Annotated in this window: 19 protein-coding genes; 10 read left to right on the top strand and 9 right to left on the bottom strand. The window is 71.7% G+C overall.

Annotation, left to right across the window (positions count from 1 at the left end; all coding sequences use genetic code 11):
- Positions 1-2 precede the first annotated feature (2 nt).
- The 5 genes from ACYQ8L_RS07175 to rplM all read right to left on the bottom strand — a co-directional run bounded on the left by ACYQ8L_RS07175 (position 3) and on the right by rplM (position 4,413).
- Positions 3-1,982, bottom strand: coding sequence for an ATP-dependent helicase (locus ACYQ8L_RS07175; RefSeq protein WP_459941102.1), 1,980 nt, complete (start codon positions 1,980-1,982; stop codon positions 3-5).
- Between the two features lie 3 nt (positions 1,983-1,985).
- Entirely contained in the window at positions 1,986-2,183 is a 198-nt protein-coding gene (locus ACYQ8L_RS07170; protein ID WP_459941101.1) for a hypothetical protein, read from the bottom strand.
- Positions 2,184-2,372: 189 nt separating this feature from the next.
- Positions 2,373-3,332, bottom strand: a complete 960-nt coding sequence (sppA, locus tag ACYQ8L_RS07165) for a signal peptide peptidase SppA (RefSeq protein WP_459941100.1) — start codon at positions 3,330-3,332, stop codon at positions 2,373-2,375.
- 246 nt (positions 3,333-3,578) lie between these two features.
- Positions 3,579-3,974, bottom strand: coding sequence for a 30S ribosomal protein S9 (rpsI, locus tag ACYQ8L_RS07160; RefSeq protein ID WP_459941099.1), 396 nt, complete (start codon positions 3,972-3,974; stop codon positions 3,579-3,581).
- 10 nt (positions 3,975-3,984) lie between these two features.
- Positions 3,985-4,413, bottom strand: a complete 429-nt coding sequence (rplM, locus tag ACYQ8L_RS07155) for a 50S ribosomal protein L13 (protein WP_459941098.1) — start codon at positions 4,411-4,413, stop codon at positions 3,985-3,987.
- Positions 4,414-4,678: 265 nt separating this feature from the next.
- On the opposite strand from rplM, the gene ACYQ8L_RS07150 reads away from it, so the two are divergent.
- Both ACYQ8L_RS07150 and ACYQ8L_RS07145 read left to right on the top strand, forming a co-directional pair.
- Complete coding sequence (locus ACYQ8L_RS07150; protein ID WP_459941097.1) at positions 4,679-5,392, top strand: lysophospholipid acyltransferase family protein; 714 nt, start codon at positions 4,679-4,681, stop codon at positions 5,390-5,392.
- Entirely contained in the window at positions 5,389-7,035 is a 1,647-nt protein-coding gene (locus ACYQ8L_RS07145) for a ribonuclease J (RefSeq protein ID WP_459941096.1), read from the top strand. Before ACYQ8L_RS07150 ends, ACYQ8L_RS07145 begins: the two co-directional genes overlap by 4 nt.
- 21 nt (positions 7,036-7,056) lie before the next feature.
- On the opposite strand, the gene ACYQ8L_RS07140 is transcribed toward ACYQ8L_RS07145, so the two are convergent.
- From ACYQ8L_RS07140 to ACYQ8L_RS07130, 3 genes are all read right to left on the bottom strand, one after another.
- Positions 7,057-8,598, bottom strand: a complete 1,542-nt coding sequence (locus tag ACYQ8L_RS07140) for a GNAT family N-acetyltransferase (protein WP_459941095.1) — start codon at positions 8,596-8,598, stop codon at positions 7,057-7,059.
- Positions 8,599-9,101: 503 nt separating this feature from the next.
- A complete protein-coding gene (locus ACYQ8L_RS07135; RefSeq protein WP_459941145.1) occupies positions 9,102-9,500 on the bottom strand; it encodes an ISAs1 family transposase in 399 nt (132 codons plus the stop codon).
- A 31-nt stretch (positions 9,501-9,531) separates the two neighbouring features.
- On the bottom strand, positions 9,532-11,163 hold the full coding sequence (locus ACYQ8L_RS07130) for an ISAs1 family transposase (protein ID WP_459941094.1): 1,632 nt from the start codon (positions 11,161-11,163) through the stop codon (positions 9,532-9,534).
- A gap of 191 nt (positions 11,164-11,354) precedes the next feature.
- On the opposite strand from ACYQ8L_RS07130, the gene ACYQ8L_RS07125 reads away from it, so the two are divergent.
- From ACYQ8L_RS07125 to ACYQ8L_RS07090, 8 genes are all read left to right on the top strand, one after another.
- Entirely contained in the window at positions 11,355-12,137 is a 783-nt protein-coding gene (locus ACYQ8L_RS07125; protein ID WP_459941093.1) for an undecaprenyl-diphosphate phosphatase, read from the top strand.
- 10 nt (positions 12,138-12,147) lie between these two features.
- A complete protein-coding gene (locus tag ACYQ8L_RS07120) occupies positions 12,148-14,403 on the top strand; it encodes a DNA translocase FtsK (RefSeq protein WP_459941092.1) in 2,256 nt (751 codons plus the stop codon).
- Between the two features lie 66 nt (positions 14,404-14,469).
- Entirely contained in the window at positions 14,470-15,117 is a 648-nt protein-coding gene (locus tag ACYQ8L_RS07115; RefSeq protein ID WP_459941091.1) for a LolA family protein, read from the top strand.
- Positions 15,114-16,415 (top strand): 30S ribosomal protein S12 methylthiotransferase RimO, encoded by a 1,302-nt coding sequence (gene rimO, locus ACYQ8L_RS07110; RefSeq protein WP_459941090.1) that lies wholly within the window; start codon positions 15,114-15,116, stop codon positions 16,413-16,415. The genes ACYQ8L_RS07115 and rimO overlap by 4 nt, the downstream gene beginning before the upstream one ends.
- Entirely contained in the window at positions 16,412-17,410 is a 999-nt protein-coding gene (locus ACYQ8L_RS07105) for an FAD:protein FMN transferase (RefSeq protein WP_459941089.1), read from the top strand. Before rimO ends, ACYQ8L_RS07105 begins: the two co-directional genes overlap by 4 nt.
- Positions 17,407-17,769, top strand: a complete 363-nt coding sequence (locus tag ACYQ8L_RS07100; protein WP_459941088.1) for a NusG domain II-containing protein — start codon at positions 17,407-17,409, stop codon at positions 17,767-17,769. The genes ACYQ8L_RS07105 and ACYQ8L_RS07100 overlap by 4 nt, the downstream gene beginning before the upstream one ends.
- Positions 17,753-18,289 (top strand): Gx transporter family protein, encoded by a 537-nt coding sequence (locus ACYQ8L_RS07095; protein ID WP_459941087.1) that lies wholly within the window; start codon positions 17,753-17,755, stop codon positions 18,287-18,289. Before ACYQ8L_RS07100 ends, ACYQ8L_RS07095 begins: the two co-directional genes overlap by 17 nt.
- Before the next feature lie 263 nt (positions 18,290-18,552).
- Entirely contained in the window at positions 18,553-18,786 is a 234-nt protein-coding gene (locus tag ACYQ8L_RS07090) for an AbrB/MazE/SpoVT family DNA-binding domain-containing protein (RefSeq protein WP_459941086.1), read from the top strand.
- Positions 18,787-18,842: 56 nt separating this feature from the next.
- Here the strand turns inward: ACYQ8L_RS07090 and ACYQ8L_RS07085 are convergent.
- The coding region (locus ACYQ8L_RS07085) for a helix-turn-helix domain-containing protein (protein ID WP_459941085.1) at positions 18,843-19,057 on the bottom strand (215 nt) is incomplete at its 5' end.

The following is a 19,057-nucleotide window of genomic DNA, read 5'->3' as shown; positions in this document are numbered from 1 at the left end:
CTTCACTCCAGCATCGCCCGGATCCCCGAAAAGAAGTTCCGGGCCATCTCCTTTTCTTCGGCCTCGTCGGGCGGGGGGCCCCGGTCCTCGGTGAGCACCGCCGGGATCTCGGCCAGGAACCGGCTGGGCCGGCTCGGCCGGAGCACCCCCTGGCGCCGCCGGGCCCGGGCGTGGCACAGGTAGAGCTCCTCCCGGGCCCGGGTCATGCCCACGTAGCACAACCGCCGCTCCTCGTCGAGCTCGGCGAGCGGCGCCTCGGGGTCCCGCCGGTGGGGCAGGAGCCCCTCCTCCATCCCGGCCAGGAACACCACCGGGAACTCGAGCCCCTTGGCGCCGTGGAGCGTCATGAGGGTCACCTCGTCGCCCCCCTCGTCCTCGTCCGAGGGGGGGTCGAGGCTGAGCCGCTCGATGAACGCCAGCGGGTCCACCCGGCCCCCGGTCTTGGGGGCGTCCTCGACGGAGGCCGCGAGTTCGTCCAGGATCTCCATGCGCCGGGCCACCACCTTGGGCGACCGGTACGTGGCCTCCACCTCGGCCCGGAGCCCGGCCTCGTCGATCAGGTCCCGGAGCCCGGACGCCGTGAGGCCCTCCTCCCGGAACCGCCGGCCGAACCGGTCGAGGATCTCGGTGAGGGCCCGGACCCCGGCTCGGGCGTGCCCGGTGAGCCCCTCGCCCTCCCGGAGCACCTGGCGAAGGGTGCGGCCCGTCTGGCGCGCCCGCTCCTGAAGAAGGAGGAGGGTGCGGGGCCCCAGGCCCCGTTTGGGCACGTTGGCGATCCGGACCAGGCTCGCCTCGTCCCGGGGGTTCACCACGGCCTTGAGGTAGGCGAGGAGGTCCTGGACCTCCTTGCGGTCGTAGAACCGGGTGCCCCCCACCACCCGGTGGGGGATGCCGTGGGACCGGAACACCTCCTCGAAGGGCCGGGACTGGGCGTTGGTGCGGTAAAGCACGGCGAAGTCCGACCACGGCCGGCGCCGGCGGAACCGCTCGGCCAGGATCACCGAGGCCACCTGCTCGGCCTCGTCGGCGCCGTCGGCCGCCTCGATCCAGCCCAGGGGCCGGCCCGGCCCGGCGCGGGTCCAGAGCTTCTTGGGCCGGCGGCCGGGGATCCGGGCCACCACGGCGTGGGCCGCGTCGAGCACGGTGGCGGTGCTGCGGTAGTTCTCCTCCAGGAGCACCACCCGGGCCCCCGGGAAATGCTCCTCGAACCGCAGGATGAGCTCCACCTTGGCCCCCCGCCAGCCGTAGATCGCCTGGTCGTCGTCCCCCACCACCGTGAGGTTCGGCCGGCGGGCCGCCAGCACCCGCAGGAGCTCGAACTGCACCGGGTTCGTGTCCTGGTACTCGTCCACCAGGATGTAGTGGAACCGCTCCTGCCAGTAGAGCCGCGCGTCGTCGTGGTCGCGGAAGATCTCGAGCGGCAGGAGCAGAAGGTCGTCGAAGTCCACGGCCCGCTGGGCCCGCAGGAGGTCCTGGTACGTCCGGTAGGCCCGCCGCAGGGCCTGGCTCTCGGCCCCGCCCACCGGCACCCCGTCGGGGCCGATCCCCTGGTTCTTCCAGTAGCTGATGAAGGCCTGCACCTCTCCGGGATCGATCTTGAGCCCCTGGTCCCGCACCACCTGGCGCACGAGGGCCCGCTGGTCCGACTCGGTGTGGAGGCTCAGGGTCCCGCCCCACCCGAGCCGTTTCACCTCGGCCCGCAGGATCTGGAGCCCCAGGGCGTGGAAGGTGCTCACCGTGAGCCCCTCGGCGCGGGTCCGGCCCACGAGCCCCCGCACCCGCTCGGCCACCTCCCGCGCGGCCTTATTGGTGAACGAAAGGGCGAGAATCCGCTCGGGAGCCACCCCGCGCTCGATGAGGTGGCCGATCCGGTAGGTGATGACCCGGGTCTTGCCCGACCCGGCCCCGGCCAGCACGAGGAGCGGCCCCTCCCCGTGGAGCACCGCCTCGCGCTGGCGGTCGTTGAGGCCCGAAAGGTCCATGCCCTACCCCCGGTCCGGGAACACCGGCCCGGCGGTCGCCTCCTCGGGCAACCGGCCCTGGACCACCCAGCCCAGGTCGAAGGAGGCCCCGCAGCTCGGGCAGATGAGCCCAACGCGCATCGAGCCCTCCCCCTCGGGTCGCAGGTACACGTGAAACCCGCGGCCGTAGCCGCAGGACGGGCAAACGCGAAACTCGGTCATGTTCGTCTCCGTAAAGTGACGGCCGGGCGGCCGGGCGGCTTGGCGGCGAGGCGGCCCCGGTATCGGGAATCAGGATTCCGAGGACAGGGGTCAGCCCCCCCTGTCCTCTGTCCTCTGATCCCTGGCACCTGGCACGGGCGCCCACGCCCGAACCCCGAAGGTTCTTGGCCGCCCAGCCGCCCAGCCGACCTAATACCCCACCTGTGTTTCCAGGAACTCCTCGATCCAGGCCGGGTCCAGGGCCAGGGGCGTGGCGGCGGCCGGCAGGCCCCACGGGGAGAGCCCGTAGGGGGTGGGCGGCGCGGCATCGCCGTCTGCCCGGTAGGTGACAAGCCGGGCCCGTTCCAGCCCCGCCCGGGCGAGGGCCGCCTGGAAGGCGTCCTCCAGGTATCCCACCCGGTCCACGAGCCGGAGCTCCAGGGCCTTCGACGCGGTAAACGGCGCCGCCGAGGCCACCCGGTCCCAGTCCTCTTCGGCCACCTGGGGCCGGGCGGTGCGGAGCACCTCGTGGAACCGGCCGGAGAGGTCCGCCACGATCTCGTCCAGCGTGTTCCGCTCCGCGGGCGTGAGCGGCCGGAGGGGACTCAGGATGTCCTTCTGGGCCCCAGATTTTCGAAGCTCGCTTCGTACCCCAAGCTTTCCCAGGAGCCCCGAGGCGTCGAACTTGGCCACGAACACGCCCACGCTCCCCACCAGCGCCGTCGGGAAGGCCACGATCTCGTCGGCGGCGAGCGCTGCGTAGTACCCCCCCGAGAGCCCCTTCTCCACGATCGCGGCCACCACCGGAACCCGGCGCTCCTCCCGGAACGCCCGGATCTCGTGGTGGATCACGTCGCTCGCGGTCACCGTGCCGCCGGGGGAGTCGATCCGCACCACCACGGCCCGGATCGCCGGATCCCTGCGGGCGCGGTCGAGATCCGCCCTCACCCGGGCCGGCAGCGCCGGGGGCCGGGGAAACCCGGGCGGGGCCCAGGGCCGGCGAAACGACAGGACCCCGGACACGTCCAGGAGGAGCACCTTGTCGGCCCCCTCCCCCATCACCGTGACCTCCTCCACCCGGGGTTCGGGCGCCACCGGCACCCGGATCACGGCACAGCCGGCCGTGAGAAAAACGAGCGCCGCAACCCACCCGCTCCGGAACCCGGCCATGGTCCTCTCCTGATTGGCGGAGTCGTGCTGGAAAACTGGAAAGCGAGACGGCCAACCCCCGTTGGGGATTCCGGGTCGGCATGGCCCCCGGCCGAATCGCGGCTTGGGGGCCCGGGGCCTCCCCGGCCGCCCGCCCACGGGCGGCATGATAGCCCGGCCGGCCGGCCGTGCGGAAGGGCGGGCCCTGAAACAACAAAAGGGACCCCGGCCGTGGGGTCCCTTTTGGGGGTGGGCTGCGAAGCGGACTTACCGCTTGGAGTACTGCGGGCTCTTCCGGGCCTTGTGGTGCCCGTACTTCTTGCGCTCCACGATCCGGGCGTCCCGGGTCAGCAACCCCGCTCGCTTCAGCAACGGCCGCAGGTCCGGATCCTCCTCCACCAGGGCCCGCGCGATGCCGTGGCGCACCGCCTCGGCCTGGCCCGTGGGCCCTCCGCCCCGCACGGTCACCTTCACGTTGTACTTGCCCAGGCGCTCGGTGAGCGCCAACGGGGCCAGCACGGCCCGCCGGTGGGCCTCCCGGGGGAAGTAGTCCTCCAGGGTGCGCTTGCGGTTGATGATCACCTGTCCCTCCCCGGGCCTCAAGTACACCCGGGCGATGGCCGTTTTCCGCTTTCCGGTGGCGTGGGTCATCTGCTGTGCCATGGGTTGTCTCCTAAAGCTCCAACGGCCTGGGCTGCTGCGCCTGGTGGGGGTGCTCCGGGCCGGCGTAGATCTTGAGCTTGCGAAGCATATCACGGCCCAGGATGTTCTTGGGAAGCATGCCCTTCACCGCGTGCCGGAGCACCTCCTCCGGCTTGCGCTCCAACATCTGGCGGGCCGTCCGGCCCTTGATCCCGCCCGGGTACCCCGAGTGGCGCCAGTACATCTTCTGGTCGAGCTTGTTGCCCGTAAGGCGCACCTTCTCGGCGTTCACCACGATCACGAAATCCCCCGTGTCCACGTGGGGTGTGTAGGTGGGCTTGTGCTTGCCCCGCAGCACGGTGGCGACGCGGCTCGCGAGCCGCCCCAGGGTCTGGCCCTCGGCGTCCACCACGAACCACTCGCGCTCGGCGGTCTGGGGGGTTGCCATGTAGCTCTTCATTGGGATGGCCTCCCGAAAACGATTCCTGCTCCGGACGAAAGCCGGAAGACTATGCGAACGAGGGTCTTGTGTCAAGAGCCTTCCCCGCCCCGGGGCCTAGGGTCCGGTGCGAGCGGGGCCCGGACTTATACCCGAGGCGTTGACCCGACGCAAGGGAAAAGCGTATAGGGGGCGGCGCTCGCCCCCCAACGCCGGAGGCCACGACCCCCCACCCGGGCCCGCGGCGCCCGATCCGAGGCCGCCCCGTTGCCCGGCCGGAGCCACCATGACCGACCGACTTCGCCCGATCCTGTTCCCCCTTGTCATCGCCGTGCTGACCCTGGTCCTCGGGTCGGCGGCCGTGGTGGCGGGGTACACCGACCGGAGGCGGCGGTGGTGCCGCCACCTCGCCCCCCTGTGGTGCCGGCTCCTCTTGCGCTTCGCCGGTGTGGAGGTCCGGGTGATCCACCCCGAGCGGCTTCCCCCGGCCGGGGCGGTGTTCGTCGCCAACCACCAGTCGAACCTCGATATCCTGGCCCTGGGGCACGTGCTTCCCCACAACGTGCTCTGGCTCGCCAAGCGGGAGCTGTTCCGGATCCCGGTGTTCGGCCGGGCCATGGCGGCCCTGGGGTACATCCCGGTGGACCGGGGCGATTCCGAGAAGGCCCGGGCCAGCGTGGACGAGGCGGCCCGCCGCGTCCGGGAAGGGGAGCCCGTGATCCTGTTCCCCGAGGGCACCCGGAGCCGCGATGGGCGACTCCTGCCCTTCAAGCTGGGGTTCGTGCACCTGGCGGCCGCGAGCGGAGCCCCGGTGGTGCCCCTGGTGCTTCGGAACACGGCCGATCTGTGCCCGAAGGGTTCGTGGACGGTCCGGCCGGGCACCGTGGAGATCGAGGTCCTGGAACCCTACCGGATCGGGCGGATCGACACCCCCGAGGCGCGCCGGGCCGAGGCCGGCCGGCTGCGGGAGGCCATGGCCGCCCGGCTGGAGGCCGCGTGACCGCCGTGCGGCTCGTGCCCCTCGGGGGGCTCGGGGAGATCGGGCTCAACTGCCTGGTGGTGGAGGCGGGGGGGGAACGGCTCCTCGTGGACTGCGGCCTCCTGTTCGCCCAGGACCACCATCCCGGGGTGGACTACCTGGTTCCGGACCTCACCTACCTCGACACCCCGGGAAGGCTCCGGGCCGTGGTGGTGACCCACGGTCACGAGGACCACATCGGCGGGATCCCCCACCTCCTGGCCCGGCACCGGGTGCCGGTGTACGGCACGGCCATGACCCTGGGGCTCCTGCGGGAGCGCCTGGCCGAGCGCACCCCCACCGCCACGAGCCTTCTACAGTCGGTGGCCCCCGGCGCCGTGGTGGAGGCCGGGCCGTTTCGGGTGGAGTTCATCCGGATCACCCACTCCACGGCCGGGGCCTGCGCCCTGGGCATCGAGGTGGCGGGCCGGCGCATCGTGCACACCGGGGATTTCAAGTTCGACCCCACCCCGGTGGACGGCCTGCCCACCGACGAGGCCGCCCTCGCCCGCTGGGGCGACGCCGGGGTGGACCTTCTGTGCTGCGACAGCACCAACGCCCACCGTCCCGGCCCGACGCCCTCCGAGCGGCTCGTGGGCCAGGCGTTCCGGGACCTCCTTCCGCGGGTCGAGGGAAGGGCCTGGGTGGCCACGTTCGCCAGCAACGTCCACCGGGTGCAGCAGGTGATCGAGGCGAGCCGGGCCGCCGGCCGGCGGGTCACCCTCCTCGGCCGGGCCATGGTCCGCACGGCCCGCATCGCCCGGAGCCTCGGCCACCTCAAGCCCGCCCCGGGGGACCTGGTGCCCGAACCCCGGGCCCGGGGGTTCCCCCGGGACGCCCTGACCGTGATCCTCACCGGAAGCCAGGCCGAGCCCGGAAGCGCCCTGTGGCGGGTGACCCGCGGGCTCGAACCCCACCACCGGATCGTGCCCGGGGACCACGTGTTCCTCTCGTCTCGGCTCATCCCGGGGAACGAGCGCGAGATCTACCGCCTGATCGACCGGTGCATCCGGCTCGGGGCCCGGGTGCACTACGAGGAGGTCTCCGAGATCCACGTGTCGGGCCACGCCTCGGCGGCCGACGCCCGGCGCATGGTGGAGCTCACCCGGCCCCGGTGCGTGCTGCCGGTCCACGGCGAACTGCGACACCTCCAGGCGCTGACCGACGTGATGCGCGAGATGGGCTACGGCCCCGACCGGGCCTTCCGCGCCGAGAACGGGCAGGTGATCGTGCTGGACGACGGGGGGATCCGGCCCGAGGGCACCGTGCCCACGGGCCGGTGCTACGTGGAGGCCGGGGCCGAGGCCGGGGAGGGCGACGCGGCCCTCGCCGACCGCCGGCGCCTGGGCCGCGCCGGCCTCGCCCTCGTGGTGGCCGCGGTGGACCCGGCCGGGGCGGTCGTGTGGGGCCCCCGGGTGGAACTCCGGGGCGTCGTGCCCCAGGAACGCTCCGGCGAGGAGGCCCGGGAGGCCGAGGCCGCCCTCGAGGCCCTGGTGCGCAAGGAAGCCCCCAACGCCCCCTCGGCCTCCGACTGGGAGGCCCTCTTCACCCTGGCCCTCCGGCGCCACTTCCGCCGCCGGGGCAACCGCCGCCCCGTGGTCGTGGCCACCGTGGCCGAGGTCTGAGGCCTCGCCGCCCCCGTTCCGTTAGGGCCCCCCGTCCTGCCGGCCCTGCCACAGCACCCGGTACAGGTCTTTTCGCCGGCTCTCGAGGTTTCGCACGCTCCCCATGCGCCGCAGTTCCTTGAGGAGGTCGAGGTCCAGGTCGGCCACCAGGGTCATCTCGGTGTTCGGCGTGGCCTCGGCCGCCACGGCGTCGTGGGGAAAGGCGAAATCCGAAGGCGTGAAGATCGCGGCCTGGGAGTACTGGATGTCCATGTTCTCCACCTTCGGGATGTTGCCCACGCTGCCCGAGATGGCCACGTAGCACTCGTTCTCGATCGCCCGGGCCTGGGCGCACCGGCGCACCCTGAGGTAGGCGTTCTTGGTGTCCGTCCAGAACGGCACGAGGAGGATCTGCATCCCTTGGTCCACCAGGTGCCGGGAGAGTTCCGGGAACTCGACGTCGTAGCAGATCAGGATCCCCACCTTGCCCACGTCCGTGTCGAACACCTTGAGCCGGTTCCCCCCCTTGAGGCCCCAGTAGTGGGATTCGTCCGGGGTGATATGGAGCTTGTACTGGGCGTCCCAGGTGCCGTCCCGCCGGCAAAGAAACGACACATTGTAAAGGTTGCTGCCGTCGTACTCGGGGAGGCTCCCCGTCACGATGTTGATGTTGTAGGAGACCGCCATCGAGAGGAGCTCGTTTCGGATCCGCTCCGTGTAGCCCGCGAGCGATCTCATGGCGGCCGCGGTGTCCTCCTGGTTGAACCGGGCCATGAGGGGCGCGTTGAAAAACTCCGGGAACAGGACGAGGTCGGCGTTGTAGCCCGACACCGTGTCCACGAAAAACTCGGCCTGCTGCATGAAGTCCTCGAACGACCCAAAGACCCGCATCTGCCACTGCACCACCCCGAGCCGCACATAGGATTTGCGGCCCCAGTCGATCTTCCTCCGGGGCTGGTAGTAGATGTTGCTCCACTCCAGGAGCACCGCGTAGCTGCGGGACGCGCTGTCCTCCGGGATGTAGTTGGACATCGCCCGCTTCGGGTAGAAGTCGTTGGCGAGCTGGAACGTGAGCACCGGGTCCGCGATCTCCTTCCCCTTCACCTTCTCGATGTACTGCTTCGGGGTGAGCTCGTGGGCGTACTTCGCGTACCCGGGGATCCTACCGCCGACGAGAATCCCCTTCAGATTGAGCGTCTCGCACAGCTCCTTTCGGGCGTCGTAGAGCCGGCGGCCCAGCCGAAGGCCCCGGTAGTCCGGGTCGACGAAGAGATCGATCCCGTAGAGGTAGTCCCCCTCGGGATCGTGGGCGGGGAACTTCCCGCCGCCCACCACGTCGTCGTACGAATGCTGCTCCCCCAGGCTCCGGAAATCGACGATCAAGGTCAGGGCGGCGGCCACCACCCTCCCCTTGTCCTCCACGCAGATCTGCCCCTCGGGAAAGAGCCCGAGGAGTCGCTCGAACTGCTCCGGCCTCCAGGCCCCTCCCATGCCGGCGTACACGCGGTCCATGATCCGCCGCACGTCGTCGTAGTCGTCGGGGCGGAGGTTTCGGATTTCCAGTTTGTGCTTCGTGTGTCCCATTCAGGTTCTCCATCTCCTGGCGGTTCGGCGGCGCCCCGGGGAAGCCGGGGGCAGGCTCCCCCTAGTCCCCTCCCCCCATCGCGGAGGGGCCCGAGGCTGGCGCCGGGACCCCGGCGCCGAACTCGGGCTGAAGACGAGCGGGCGAGCATTCGACGACTGGGGTGCGCCCGGGGCGGGCCTGAGGGCGATCCGTTCGTGGGGACGGGCCGGGAGTGCTCCTCTACACGTCGAGTCTAGGGGCAAACGGCGCCCGCCGCAAACCCGGGCCCGGGTCCCTCCCCTCCAGGGCCCCGTCAAAGTCAGGGGGCGTGAAGAGAAACTGATGGAGGGGGGGATGGGAGGGATGGGGGCGAGAAGCGGCAGAGACCGTGAGGCAGAGCCGTAGGCAGGGGGATTTGGCCTGTAGTGGCCTGTCGAAGGCACAGCTAGGGGCGGCGGATCGGGGGGGAGAAGCGATCCGAAGCGAGGGGAGCGAAAGAGCGGGCCGGGAGGGCTGCGGGGCGCTACAACCCGAGCAGGCGAAGCGCCAGGCAGGGGTAGGCGGCGAGCGTGCGGCGAGCAGCGGCGATGTTTCGGGCGCCGGCCAAGCGCAGCAGGCTGATGACGAGGTTTCGCAGGCAGGCGAGCATCTGGGGGGCGTGACCGGTGCGCACCCGACAGCGGTCCTCGTCGAAGGTGACGTCTCGGACCCAGTGGAGGCCGTTTTCGATGGCCCAGTGCCCCCGGGCAAGGGCGAGGAGCTGTTTGGGGGAAGCTCGATGAGGGGGGCGGGAGGTGAGGCCGCAGACTGTTTCCCGGCGGACCTCTCCGGTGGAGCAGCGTTGGGTGATGCGCTCGATCAGGAAGACCTGGGCGACGTGGGGGAAGTCGAGGTAGTCGTTGAGCTCGGTGCTGGTCCAGATGCGGCGGATCTCCAGGCGGCCGTGGGCTTTATCAACGGTTTCGTGCTGAGGGGGGAAAAGCGCTGGAGAGGTCGAGCTGCTCGATGTCCTGGCGCAGCTGGGGCTGGTTGTCCTTGGCGAAAAAGAGGTAGTCGGCGTCTTTGTTCTGGACAAGGAACCGGGCGGTCTCGCGCTGGGTATGGAGGGCATCGGCGGTGACCACGGCCCCATCGAGGGGGAGGGGTTCGAGCAGGGGCTGGAGGCAGGGGATCTCGTTGGTCTTGGCGGGCACACGGGTTTGAGCGACGACCACGCCCTGGGGGTTGAGCAGGGCGCTGAGGAGATGGACGGGGGGCGAGCCGGCGTCGTGGGAGCCGCGCAGGGTTTTGCCGTCCACGGCGATGACAGAGCCGAAGTGTAGAGCATTCCGGGCGATCCACTGGGTGATCACGGCGTCGACCTGATCGGCGGGCAGGCGGGAGAGGACCCGGCGGAACGTGGGCTCACTGGGGGGTTCGGGGCGACGGGCGCCGAGGCGTTTTCGAAGCTCGACCGGGAGGCTGGCGGCGAACTGGGCGATGGCCTCAAACGAGGAATGGCCGCACAGCATGGCCAACACGGCCAGGGCGAGCACGGTGACGAGGGGATGGCGCAAGCCCTGGCGGGATCGGACATCGGGGATGGTGTGGAGCAGATCGAGCAGGCCGTCCTGACCGACCAGGGGAAGGCGTTCCGGATCGAACCCAGGGGGAACCAAGGGCGTCTCCTTTGGCGAGGAAGAAGGGGTTGGGGGTCCAGAGGCCCGGAGGCGCTCGATGGCATTGGGGCGCAAGGGATAGACCCAGACGGCCTTGGGGTGGCCGTGGGGCTGGTACGAGCGGCCGCGGCGGGAAAAGCCCTGGGTAGTGCCCAGGCGCAGCCAGTTGGCGGCCCGGTAACACGTGCCCTGGAAGCGGCGCTCGTCGACGAACGTCTCGGCCAGGTAGAGGGGGTGGCGGTACGTGGCCTGCCAGTCCCGGCTCAAGCGGCGCAGCATGGCGCCCAGGACGCGGGAGGCCAAATGGGGGATGTTCTGGCCGGCGGGCAACACGAGGAAGCGGGTGTTGTTGACCACGAAAGAAAGGCGGCGGGTCTTGGTGGGCTCGTCCCAGCCGATCCAGGCGTCGCGGGGGCGGTTTTTGAGGCTGGCCGCGCCCCATGCGGCCACGGCCACCAGCTCGCCGTCAAAGAAGGCGGCGTATCCGAGCCACTCGCCCACGGGGGGAGAAAACCCCAGGTAGTGGTGCTGAGCGAACAGGGCCTGCCAGGCGGGGCGTTCGCTGGGGAGGATGGGGCGAACGAGCAGGGGCGAATCCCTGCGGCGGCGGGGCCCCTCGTCGGGCCAGGGCACAGGAGCTGGCGGGCAGGCAGGGGGGGAGGGGGAGGTTTTGGAGCGGGTGGGGGAGGCTCTGCGGGAAAGGGGCAGGCGGATGAGTTCTTGGTCATGGAGGCGCTGGAGGAGCCTGCGGGCGGAGCGTTCGGCGAGCTCCCCGTTGGGGAGGGTCCAGCCGAACCACTGGCAGACCTGGCGAGCCAGGGCCACGCGGGAGATGGAGGGGTGGGCGTCGATCCAACGCTGAATTCGCCGGCACCGGCGTAGGGTCAGGGTGACGCCCCGATGGACGATCGGTGTGGGCTCGGGCATGCTTCGGGAGTATGCCACAGGGAAGGTTTCGGCGCCAGGCCTTTCGACCAGCCCGCGCCCCGCTTGCGTTTCAAAAGAACGACGGCGCCCTGCCCTCCCCTCTCCCCCGCATTGACCCGACAGAGGGCCCTCCCCTAGAGTTAGGTGTTTCCGTTTGCGCTCCGGGGCGGGAGGCCCCGGTGGGAGGCCAGATGACGGTTTGGGACGGCCTGGTCCTGGGGCTCGTGCAGGGACTGACCGAGTTTCTGCCCGTGAGCTCCTCGGGCCACCTGGTGGTCGTGCAAAGCCTCGTGCCCGGGTTCGCCCAGCCGGGCATCCTGTTCGACGTGCTCCTGCACGCCGCGACCCTGGGCGCGGTGCTCCTCTATTTCTGGAGGGACGTGGCCGGCATGGCGGCCTCGCTCCTCCCCGGGGGCGACCCGGTCCACCGCCGGCTCGTAGGCTGGATCGTGGCCGGCACGGTGCCCACGGGGATCATCGGGGTCGCGTTCAAGGACCCGCTCGAGGCCCTGTTCCACGCCCCCCGGGCCGCGGCCGCGATGCTCCTGGTGACGGGGGCGCTCCTCTGGGTTTCCGAGGTCCTGGCCCGGGGCCGCGACCCCATGGATCGGATCGGTGTGGGTCGGGCCCTGGCGGTGGGCACCGTGCAGGGGCTCGCCATCGTGCCGGGGATCAGCCGGTCGGGCTCCACCATCGCGGCCGGCTCCCTCCTGGGCATCCGGCCGGCCGATGCGGCGCGGTTTAGCTTCCTGCTGTCGATCCCGGCCATCGTCGGGGCCGTGGTGCTCGAGGTCCGGCACCTGGCCCACCCGGACATCGCGTGGGGCCCGTATCTCGCCGGGGTCGTGGCCGCCTTCGCCTCGGGGCTCGCCGCGATCCACTGGCTCCTCGGGGTGATCCGGCGGGGCCGGTTCCGGTGGTTCGCCGTGTACTGCTGGCTCGTGGGGGCCGGCTACCTCCTTCTCGGGCCCTGAGCGAGATCCCATGGCGCGTTCCCGCAAGGACCCCGATCCCCCCCGGCTCGGCGAGGCGCTCAACGGGTGGCGCGACCACCTGGGGCCCCGGGTGCGCGCCGAGCTCGTCGGCCTCGGTGTGGGGCTCGTGTGCGTGTTCCTCGCGCTCGCCCTCGGCTCGTACCGCACGGCCGACCCCTCGTTCAACACGGCCGGCGGCGGCCCGCCCCAGAACCTGGGGGGGCTCGTGGGCTCCCACGTGGCCGACCTCCTCATCCAGACCTTGGGCTACGCCGCCTGGCTCGTGCCCCTAGCCCTGGGCGTCTGCGCCGCCCGGTACATCCTCCTGCGGCCTTTCGCCCACCCCGGCTGGGTGGCCGTGGGGTACACGGCCCTCACCGTGACGACCGCCGGGCTCCTGAGCCTGGGGCTCGGCACGGTGCGGTTTGACCAGCTCGACCTCTCCGCCGGCGGGGCCCTGGGCCAGCTTCTCTCCCGGGGGCTCGTCCACTACCTGAACGGCCCGGGAACGGCGCTCGTGCTGGGGGTGGGCTGGATCTCGTCCCTCATGTTCACCGTGAACCTGAGCCTCTACGGGTTCTGGGAGGGGCTGCGGCTGCGGCTCGTGGCGGCGGCCCAGCGGGTGAGGGAGGGGTGGATCCTGCGGCGGGAGCAGCGGGCCCGCCGCAAGGAGCGCAAGCAGGCGGCCAAGCCCCGGGAGGCCCCGCGGCCCGGGCCGGCCCAGGCCCGCAAACCCGAACGCCCCGCCGAGGAGAAGGGCCCCAAGCTCGAGATCCCGGCCCCGGCCCGGACCCCGGTGCAGGAGGCGTTCCCCTTCGCCCGGGAGATCGACGGGTACCGGCTCCCGTCCCTCGACCTCCTCGACCCCGGCGCCCCGCCCGGCTCGGGCCCGGACGAGGAGGCCCTCCGCATGGCCTCCAAGGTGCTGGAGAAGAAGCTCCAGGACTTCGGGGTCGAGGGCGAGGTGGAACGGGTGCGGCCCGGCCCGGTCATCACGCTCTACGAGTTCAAGCCGGCCCCCGGGGTCAAGATCAACCGCATCGTGAACCTCTCGGACGACCTGGCCCTGGCCATGCAGGCGCTCTCGGTCCGGATCATCGCGCCGATCCCGGGAAAGGCCGCCGTGGGGATCGAGATCCCCAACCACCAGCGGGAGATCGTGTACCTCAGGGACATCCTGGCCTCGTCCGCCTACCAGGAGTCGAAATCGAAGCTCACCCTGGCGCTCGGCAAGGACACGGCCGGGAACCCCTACGTGGCCGACCTGGCGAAGATGCCCCACCTGCTGGTGGCCGGGGCCACCGGGTCGGGGAAGAGCGTGGCCGTGCACGCCATGCTGGCGAGCCTCCTGTTCCGGGCCACCCCCAAGGACGTGCGGCTCCTCATCGTGGACCCCAAGATGCTGGAGCTCTCGGTCTACAACGACATCCCCCATCTCCTGTTGCCCGTGGTCACCGAGGCCAAGAAGGCGGCCCTGGCCCTGCGGTGGGCCGTGCAGGAGATGGAGCGGCGCTACCGGCTCATGGCCGAGGAGCAGGTGCGAAACATCGTCACCTACAACAAGAAGATCGAAAAGCGCCTGAAGGACCTCGGGACCCGCCGGCCGGAAGAGGATCTCAACACCGAGATCCTCCCCTACATCGTGGTGGTGATCGACGAGCTCGCGGACCTCATGATGGTGGCCTCGAAGGACGTGGAGGAGTCGATCGCCCGGCTCGCCCAGATGGCCCGGGCCGCCGGGATCCACCTGATCGTGGCCACCCAGCGCCCGTCGGTGGACGTGCTCACCGGCATGATCAAGGCGAACTTCCCGGCCCGGATCGCGTTCCAGGTGGCCTCCCGGGTGGACTCGCGCACCATCCTCGACACCCAGGGCGCCGAGACCCTGCTCGGGGGCGGCGACATGCTGTTCCTGCCCCCGGGCACCGCCCGGCTCGAGCGGGTGCACGGGTCGTTCGTGTCGGAGGACGAGATCGCCCGGCTCACGGCGTTCTTGCGCGAGCAGGGCGAGCCCGAGTACCAGGAGGAGATCCTCCACGAGCCCGAGCCCCTGCCCGGGCTGGACGACCCCGAGTTCGACGAGCTCTACGACAAGGCCGTGGCCCTGGTGGCCGAGACCCGGCAGGCCTCGATCTCGATGATCCAGCGGCGGCTCCAGATCGGGTACAACCGGGCCGCCCGGATGATCGAGCGCATGGAGCAGGAGGGGGTGGTGGGTCCGTCCCGCGGCGCGAAACCCCGCGAGGTGTTGATCAACAAGCTGTAGACGGCTGGACGGCGAGGCGGCCTGGCCGCCCAGCTGCCTAGCCGCCCAGCCTTTCGGAGACCCCATATGCGCTTGATCCGATTCCTGTTTCTCGCCCTCCTCTCGGCCCCGTGGGCCGCGGCGGCCGGCGCCGCCGACGTGGACGCCCTCGTCGGGGAGGTGCTCCGCACCGTCGAGGCCACCCGGGCCCTGGAGGGCCGGTTCGTGCAGACGGCCCGCATGGCGGCCACCGGGTTCGACCAGGTGGCCGAGGGCCGGGTGTGGTTCGCCAAGGGCGGCCGCATGCGCTGGGAGTACGAGGGCGACGACCCCCAGGTGCTCGTGAGCGACGGCGAGACCCTGTGGATCCACCAGGTCCGCGACCGCACCGTGCTCCGCCAGCGCCTGGCGGATCTGCCGCCCACCGGGCGACTCGCCCTCGACCTCCTGAACGGGCTCGGCCGGGCCCGGGACCACTTCCACATCGAGACCTGCGGCGACCGGTGCCTCGTGTTGCGGCCCAAGGAGCCCCAGCCCGACCTCGACCGGGTCGAGATCCGGCTCCTGCCGGACCGGGGCCTTCCGGCGTCGGTGACCACCTACGATCCCCTGGGAAACCGCACCGTGGTGGAGTTCTCGGGGCTCCGGGAGGTGGCCGACCCGCCGGCGGACCTCTTCCGGTTCCAGGTGCCCGAGGGGGTCCAGGTGGTGGGGGCCGGGGGGGCCGGCCGGTGAGGACCGTGGGGCTCGTGAGCCTGGGCTGCGCCAAGAACCGGGTGGACGCCGAGCACCTCCTGGGGGGGCTGGCGGCCCGGGGGTTTACGATCGTCGAGGATCCGGCCCAGGCCGAGATCGTCATCGTGAACACCTGCGGGTTCATCCGGGAGGCCGTGGAGGAGAGCATCGAGGAGATCCTGGAGGCCGCCCGGCTCAAGGAAACCGGGAACTGCCGGGAGCTCGTGGTGGCCGGGTGCCTCGTGAAGCGCTACCCAGAGCTGCCCGAGGAGCTCCCCGAGGTGGACCGGTTCTTCACCCCGGAGGACATCCCCCGGATCCCGGCCCTCCTGGCCGGCGCCGACCCGGCCGAACCCCTGGGCGGCCCCCTGCCCCGGATGCTCACCCAACTGCCCCACTCCACCTACCTCAAGATCGCCGAGGGCTGCTCGAACCGGTGCACCTACTGCACCATCCCCTCGATCCGGGGCCCGTTCCGGAGCCTGCCCGAGGAGGAGCTCCTGGACGAGGCCCGCCGGCTCGTCGCCGCCGGGGTGCGGGAGCTCAACCTGGTGGCCCAGGACGTGACCTCCTACGGTCTCGACCGGGACGACCCGGGGGCCCTGGCCCGGCTCCTGGACCGGCTCTCCGACCTCGAGGGCCTGCGGTGGATCCGGCTCCTCTACGCCTACCCCCGGCCGTTCCCCCCCGGGGTGGTGGAGCGGCTCGGGGCCGGCGGCAAGGTGGTCCCGTACCTCGACATGCCGATCCAGCACATCCACCCCCGGATCCTCCGGGCCATGGGCCGCCGGGCCACGGCCGACGAGGTGCGGGCCGTGATCGACGATCTGCGGGCCCGGGTGCCGGGGCTCGTGCTGCGCACCACCGCGATCGTGGGGTTCCCGGGGGAGACCGACGAGGAGTTCGATTCCCTGGTGCGGTTCGTCGAGGACGTGGGGTTCCACCACCTGGGGGCCTTCGCCTACTCCCCGGAGGAGGGCACCCCGGCCGAGCGGTTCCGGCCCCGGGTGAAACGGGCCGTGGTGGAGGCCCGGCTGGAGCGGCTCCTCGAGGTCCAGGCGGGCGTGAGCCGGGCCCGGAACCGGGAGTTCCTGGGCCGGGAGCTCGAGGTGCTCGTGGAGGGGTTCGACGAGGAGGGCCGGGTGGTGGGCCGAACCTACGGCCAGGCCCCGGAGGTGGACGGGTTCACGGTGCTCGAGGGCTACCCCGACGAGGTCGTGGAGATCGGGGGGTTCGTGCGGGCCCGGATCACCTCGGCCGGGGACTACGACCTCGCGGCCCGGGTGGTGGAAGCGTGAGGCGGATCCTCGCCTGGTGCCTGCCGGTCTTGGCCGTGGGCCTCGTGATGGCCTACGCCTACGGCCGCAAGCCCGCCGCCCAACCCACGGCCGAGACCCGGTTCCTCATGGACACCCTGGTCACCATCACGGTGGCCGGGCTGCCCGAACCCGAGGCCCGGGAGGCTGTGGGGGCGGCATTCGACCGGCTCGAGGCCGTGGACCACGAGATGGCCCGGGTCGAGGGCACCCCCCTGTGGGAGCTCAACCGGGCCGGGGGGGGCGAGGTGTCGCCGGCCCTGGCCGCGGTGCTCGCCGAGTCCCTCCGCTGGGCCCGGCGCACGGCCGGCGCCTTCGACCCCACGGTGGCGCCGCTCCTCGACCTCTGGGACGTGCTCCAGGGGCCCCACCCGCCCCCGGAACCCCTGGCCGTCGAGGCCGCCCGGTCCCGGGTGGGGTGGGAGCGGATCGCCCTCGACTCCGAGGCCCGCACCGTGGACCTGGGGCGCACCGAAGTGGACTTCGGGGGCATCGCCAAGGGCTGGGCCATCGACCGGGCCGCCGAGGCCCTCCGGGCGGCCGGGGCCAAGGGCTTCATCGTGAACGCCGGGGGCGACCTCTACGTGGCCGGCACCCGGGGCGACCGGCCCTGGCGGGTGGGCATCCAGCACCCCCGGGACCCGGGGCGGTTCCTGCGGGTGGTGGCCCCGGCCGAGGGGGCGCTCGTGACCTCCGGGGACTACGAGCGGTTCTACGAGTGGGAGGGCCGGCGGATCCACCACATCCTCGACCCCCGCACGGGCTACCCGGCCCCGGGCTGCCAGAGCGTCACGGTGTGGGCGCCCACGGCCACCGACGCCGACGCCCTGAGCACCGCGGTGTTCGTGCTGGGGCCCGAGGAGGGGCTCGCCCTCCTGGAGCGGGAACCCGGGGTCGAGGGGCTCGTGGTGGCGGCCGACGGGTCGGTGCGGGAGACCCCGGGGTTCGGCCGCGTGGCGCCCGCGGTGGAGCCGTGAGGCGCCGTACCTTCGCCCCGCTCGACGCCCTGGTGCTCGCGGGGCTCCTGTCGCTGAACCTCGTGGCCTGGCTGCCCCGGGCCGGGGGCCGGCCCGCCCGGTTCCGGATCACGTCGCCGGCCGGGGCCCGGGTGGTCGACCCCGGGGCCGGGCGGATCGAGGTGGAGGGGCCCCTGGGGGTCACGGTGATCGACGTGGGAGCACGCGCCGCCCGGGTGGTGGAGAGCCCCTGCCCGCTCAAACTCTGCATCCGGGCCGGGGCCGTGGACCGGCCGGGCCGGGTGGCCGCGTGTCTGCCCAACCGGGTGGCCGTGGAGGCCGTGGGCCCCGGAGGCGACGTGGATGCGGTGGGACGTTGAGCCCGAGGCCCGCTCGGCCCTGCTCGGGCTCCTCGTGGCCCTGGCCGGGGCGCTCCAGACCCTGGAGTTCCTCCTGCCCTCCCCCGTGCCCTGGGCCCGCCTCGGCCTCGCCAACGCCCCGGTGCTCGCGGCGCTGGCCCTCTGGGGCCCGGGCCCAGGCCTGTGGGTGGGGGTGGGCAAGGTGCTCGTGGGCGCCCTCTTCGCCGGCCGGCTCCTCACCCCGGGGTTTTTCCTGTCGGCGGGGGGCACCCTCGCCGCCGTGGCCGTCATGGCCTTGGCGCTCCGGGTTCCCGGCTTCGGGCTCGTGGGGGTGAGCGCCCTGGGGGCCGAGGCCCACATGGCCGTCCAACTCGCCCTCGCCTCCCTGCTTTTAGGAACGCCGGCCGTCTGGGCCCTCCTCCCCCTCGCCGGGACCCTCGCCGTGGCCTCGGGCGCCGCGGTGGGCTGGGTGGCCGCCGGCATCGCCCGGGTGGTAGACGAGGAACTCGGGGCGGGCGGGTCGGCCGGGGCGAACGGTTAAAAGGGGCCTCCCCGAACCGGAACCGCAAATTGGGGGGAGCAAGTTTCCCTTAGCTTATTCACTTTCCAGCGTTATCCACCCGTCCGCGGCATCGCCGCCCCTCTCCCTTTGGCGTCCCAAACTCGCAGGCCAGCCCACCGAAACCAAACAACCTGTAAACGCCCCTCGCTCCGCGACCGGTTAAGGGAGTCCCCCTGCCCTTCTTGACTCCTCGGTCGGCCCCGGCAAGATGGGAGATGTAAGAATCTTACTGGAGGGCTACGATGAGGATCACGAGCAAGGGACAGGTGACGATCCCCCAACCGATTCGCGAAAAACTGGGGTTCTTGCCGGGCACCGAGGTCGAGTTCGTGGTGGAGGGGAACACCCTGCGGGTGGTCAAAAGCGTGAAGGGGGCGAACCGTGGGCAGCGCATCGTGGAGACCCTGCGGGACAAGGCCACCAGTAGGATGACCACCGACGAAATCCTCGCCCTCACGCGGGGAGACGACGGGTGAACGCATACCTCAAAACCTAGGGGACGTTGACAGGGTATAAAGTTCCCCGCCCCCCTCTACTGGGCTCGCTCCCCCGACTTTACGGCCTGCCACACCGACGCCTGTGTCCGGCCCGTCCGCCGGGCCAATTCGTCGAACGTCGCCCCTGCCTCCCGACGGGCCCGCAGGTAAAACTCGCGCCGGGCCCGCGTCACCTTCCGCTCCCGACTCGGCCCAGTGATCGCCGCCTGTTCCACCCCAAACTCTTCCGCCACCTCCGCCAAAATCTCGG

This window comes from Deferrisoma palaeochoriense (assembly GCF_054656955.1).
This window is presented reverse-complemented; position numbering and strand designations above follow the sequence as displayed.

Coding starts and splice junctions, on each gene's coding strand:
- ACYQ8L_RS07175 (WP_459941102.1), bottom strand. CDS start 1,982: ATGGACCTTTCGGGCCTCAACGACCGCCAGCGCGAGGCGGTGCTCCAC.
- ACYQ8L_RS07170 (WP_459941101.1), bottom strand. CDS start 2,183: ATGACCGAGTTTCGCGTTTGCCCGTCCTGCGGCTACGGCCGCGGGTTT.
- sppA (WP_459941100.1), bottom strand. CDS start 3,332: ATGGCCGGGTTCCGGAGCGGGTGGGTTGCGGCGCTCGTTTTTCTCACG.
- rpsI (WP_459941099.1), bottom strand. CDS start 3,974: ATGGCACAGCAGATGACCCACGCCACCGGAAAGCGGAAAACGGCCATC.
- rplM (WP_459941098.1), bottom strand. CDS start 4,413: ATGAAGAGCTACATGGCAACCCCCCAGACCGCCGAGCGCGAGTGGTTC.
- ACYQ8L_RS07150 (WP_459941097.1), top strand. CDS start 4,679: ATGACCGACCGACTTCGCCCGATCCTGTTCCCCCTTGTCATCGCCGTG.
- ACYQ8L_RS07140 (WP_459941095.1), bottom strand. CDS start 8,598: ATGGGACACACGAAGCACAAACTGGAAATCCGAAACCTCCGCCCCGAC.
- ACYQ8L_RS07130 (WP_459941094.1), bottom strand. CDS start 11,163: ATGCCCGAGCCCACACCGATCGTCCATCGGGGCGTCACCCTGACCCTA.
- ACYQ8L_RS07125 (WP_459941093.1), top strand. CDS start 11,355: ATGACGGTTTGGGACGGCCTGGTCCTGGGGCTCGTGCAGGGACTGACC.
- ACYQ8L_RS07120 (WP_459941092.1), top strand. CDS start 12,148: ATGGCGCGTTCCCGCAAGGACCCCGATCCCCCCCGGCTCGGCGAGGCG.
- ACYQ8L_RS07115 (WP_459941091.1), top strand. CDS start 14,470: ATGCGCTTGATCCGATTCCTGTTTCTCGCCCTCCTCTCGGCCCCGTGG.
- ACYQ8L_RS07095 (WP_459941087.1), top strand. CDS start 17,753: ATGCGGTGGGACGTTGAGCCCGAGGCCCGCTCGGCCCTGCTCGGGCTC.
- ACYQ8L_RS07090 (WP_459941086.1), top strand. CDS start 18,553: ATGAGGATCACGAGCAAGGGACAGGTGACGATCCCCCAACCGATTCGC.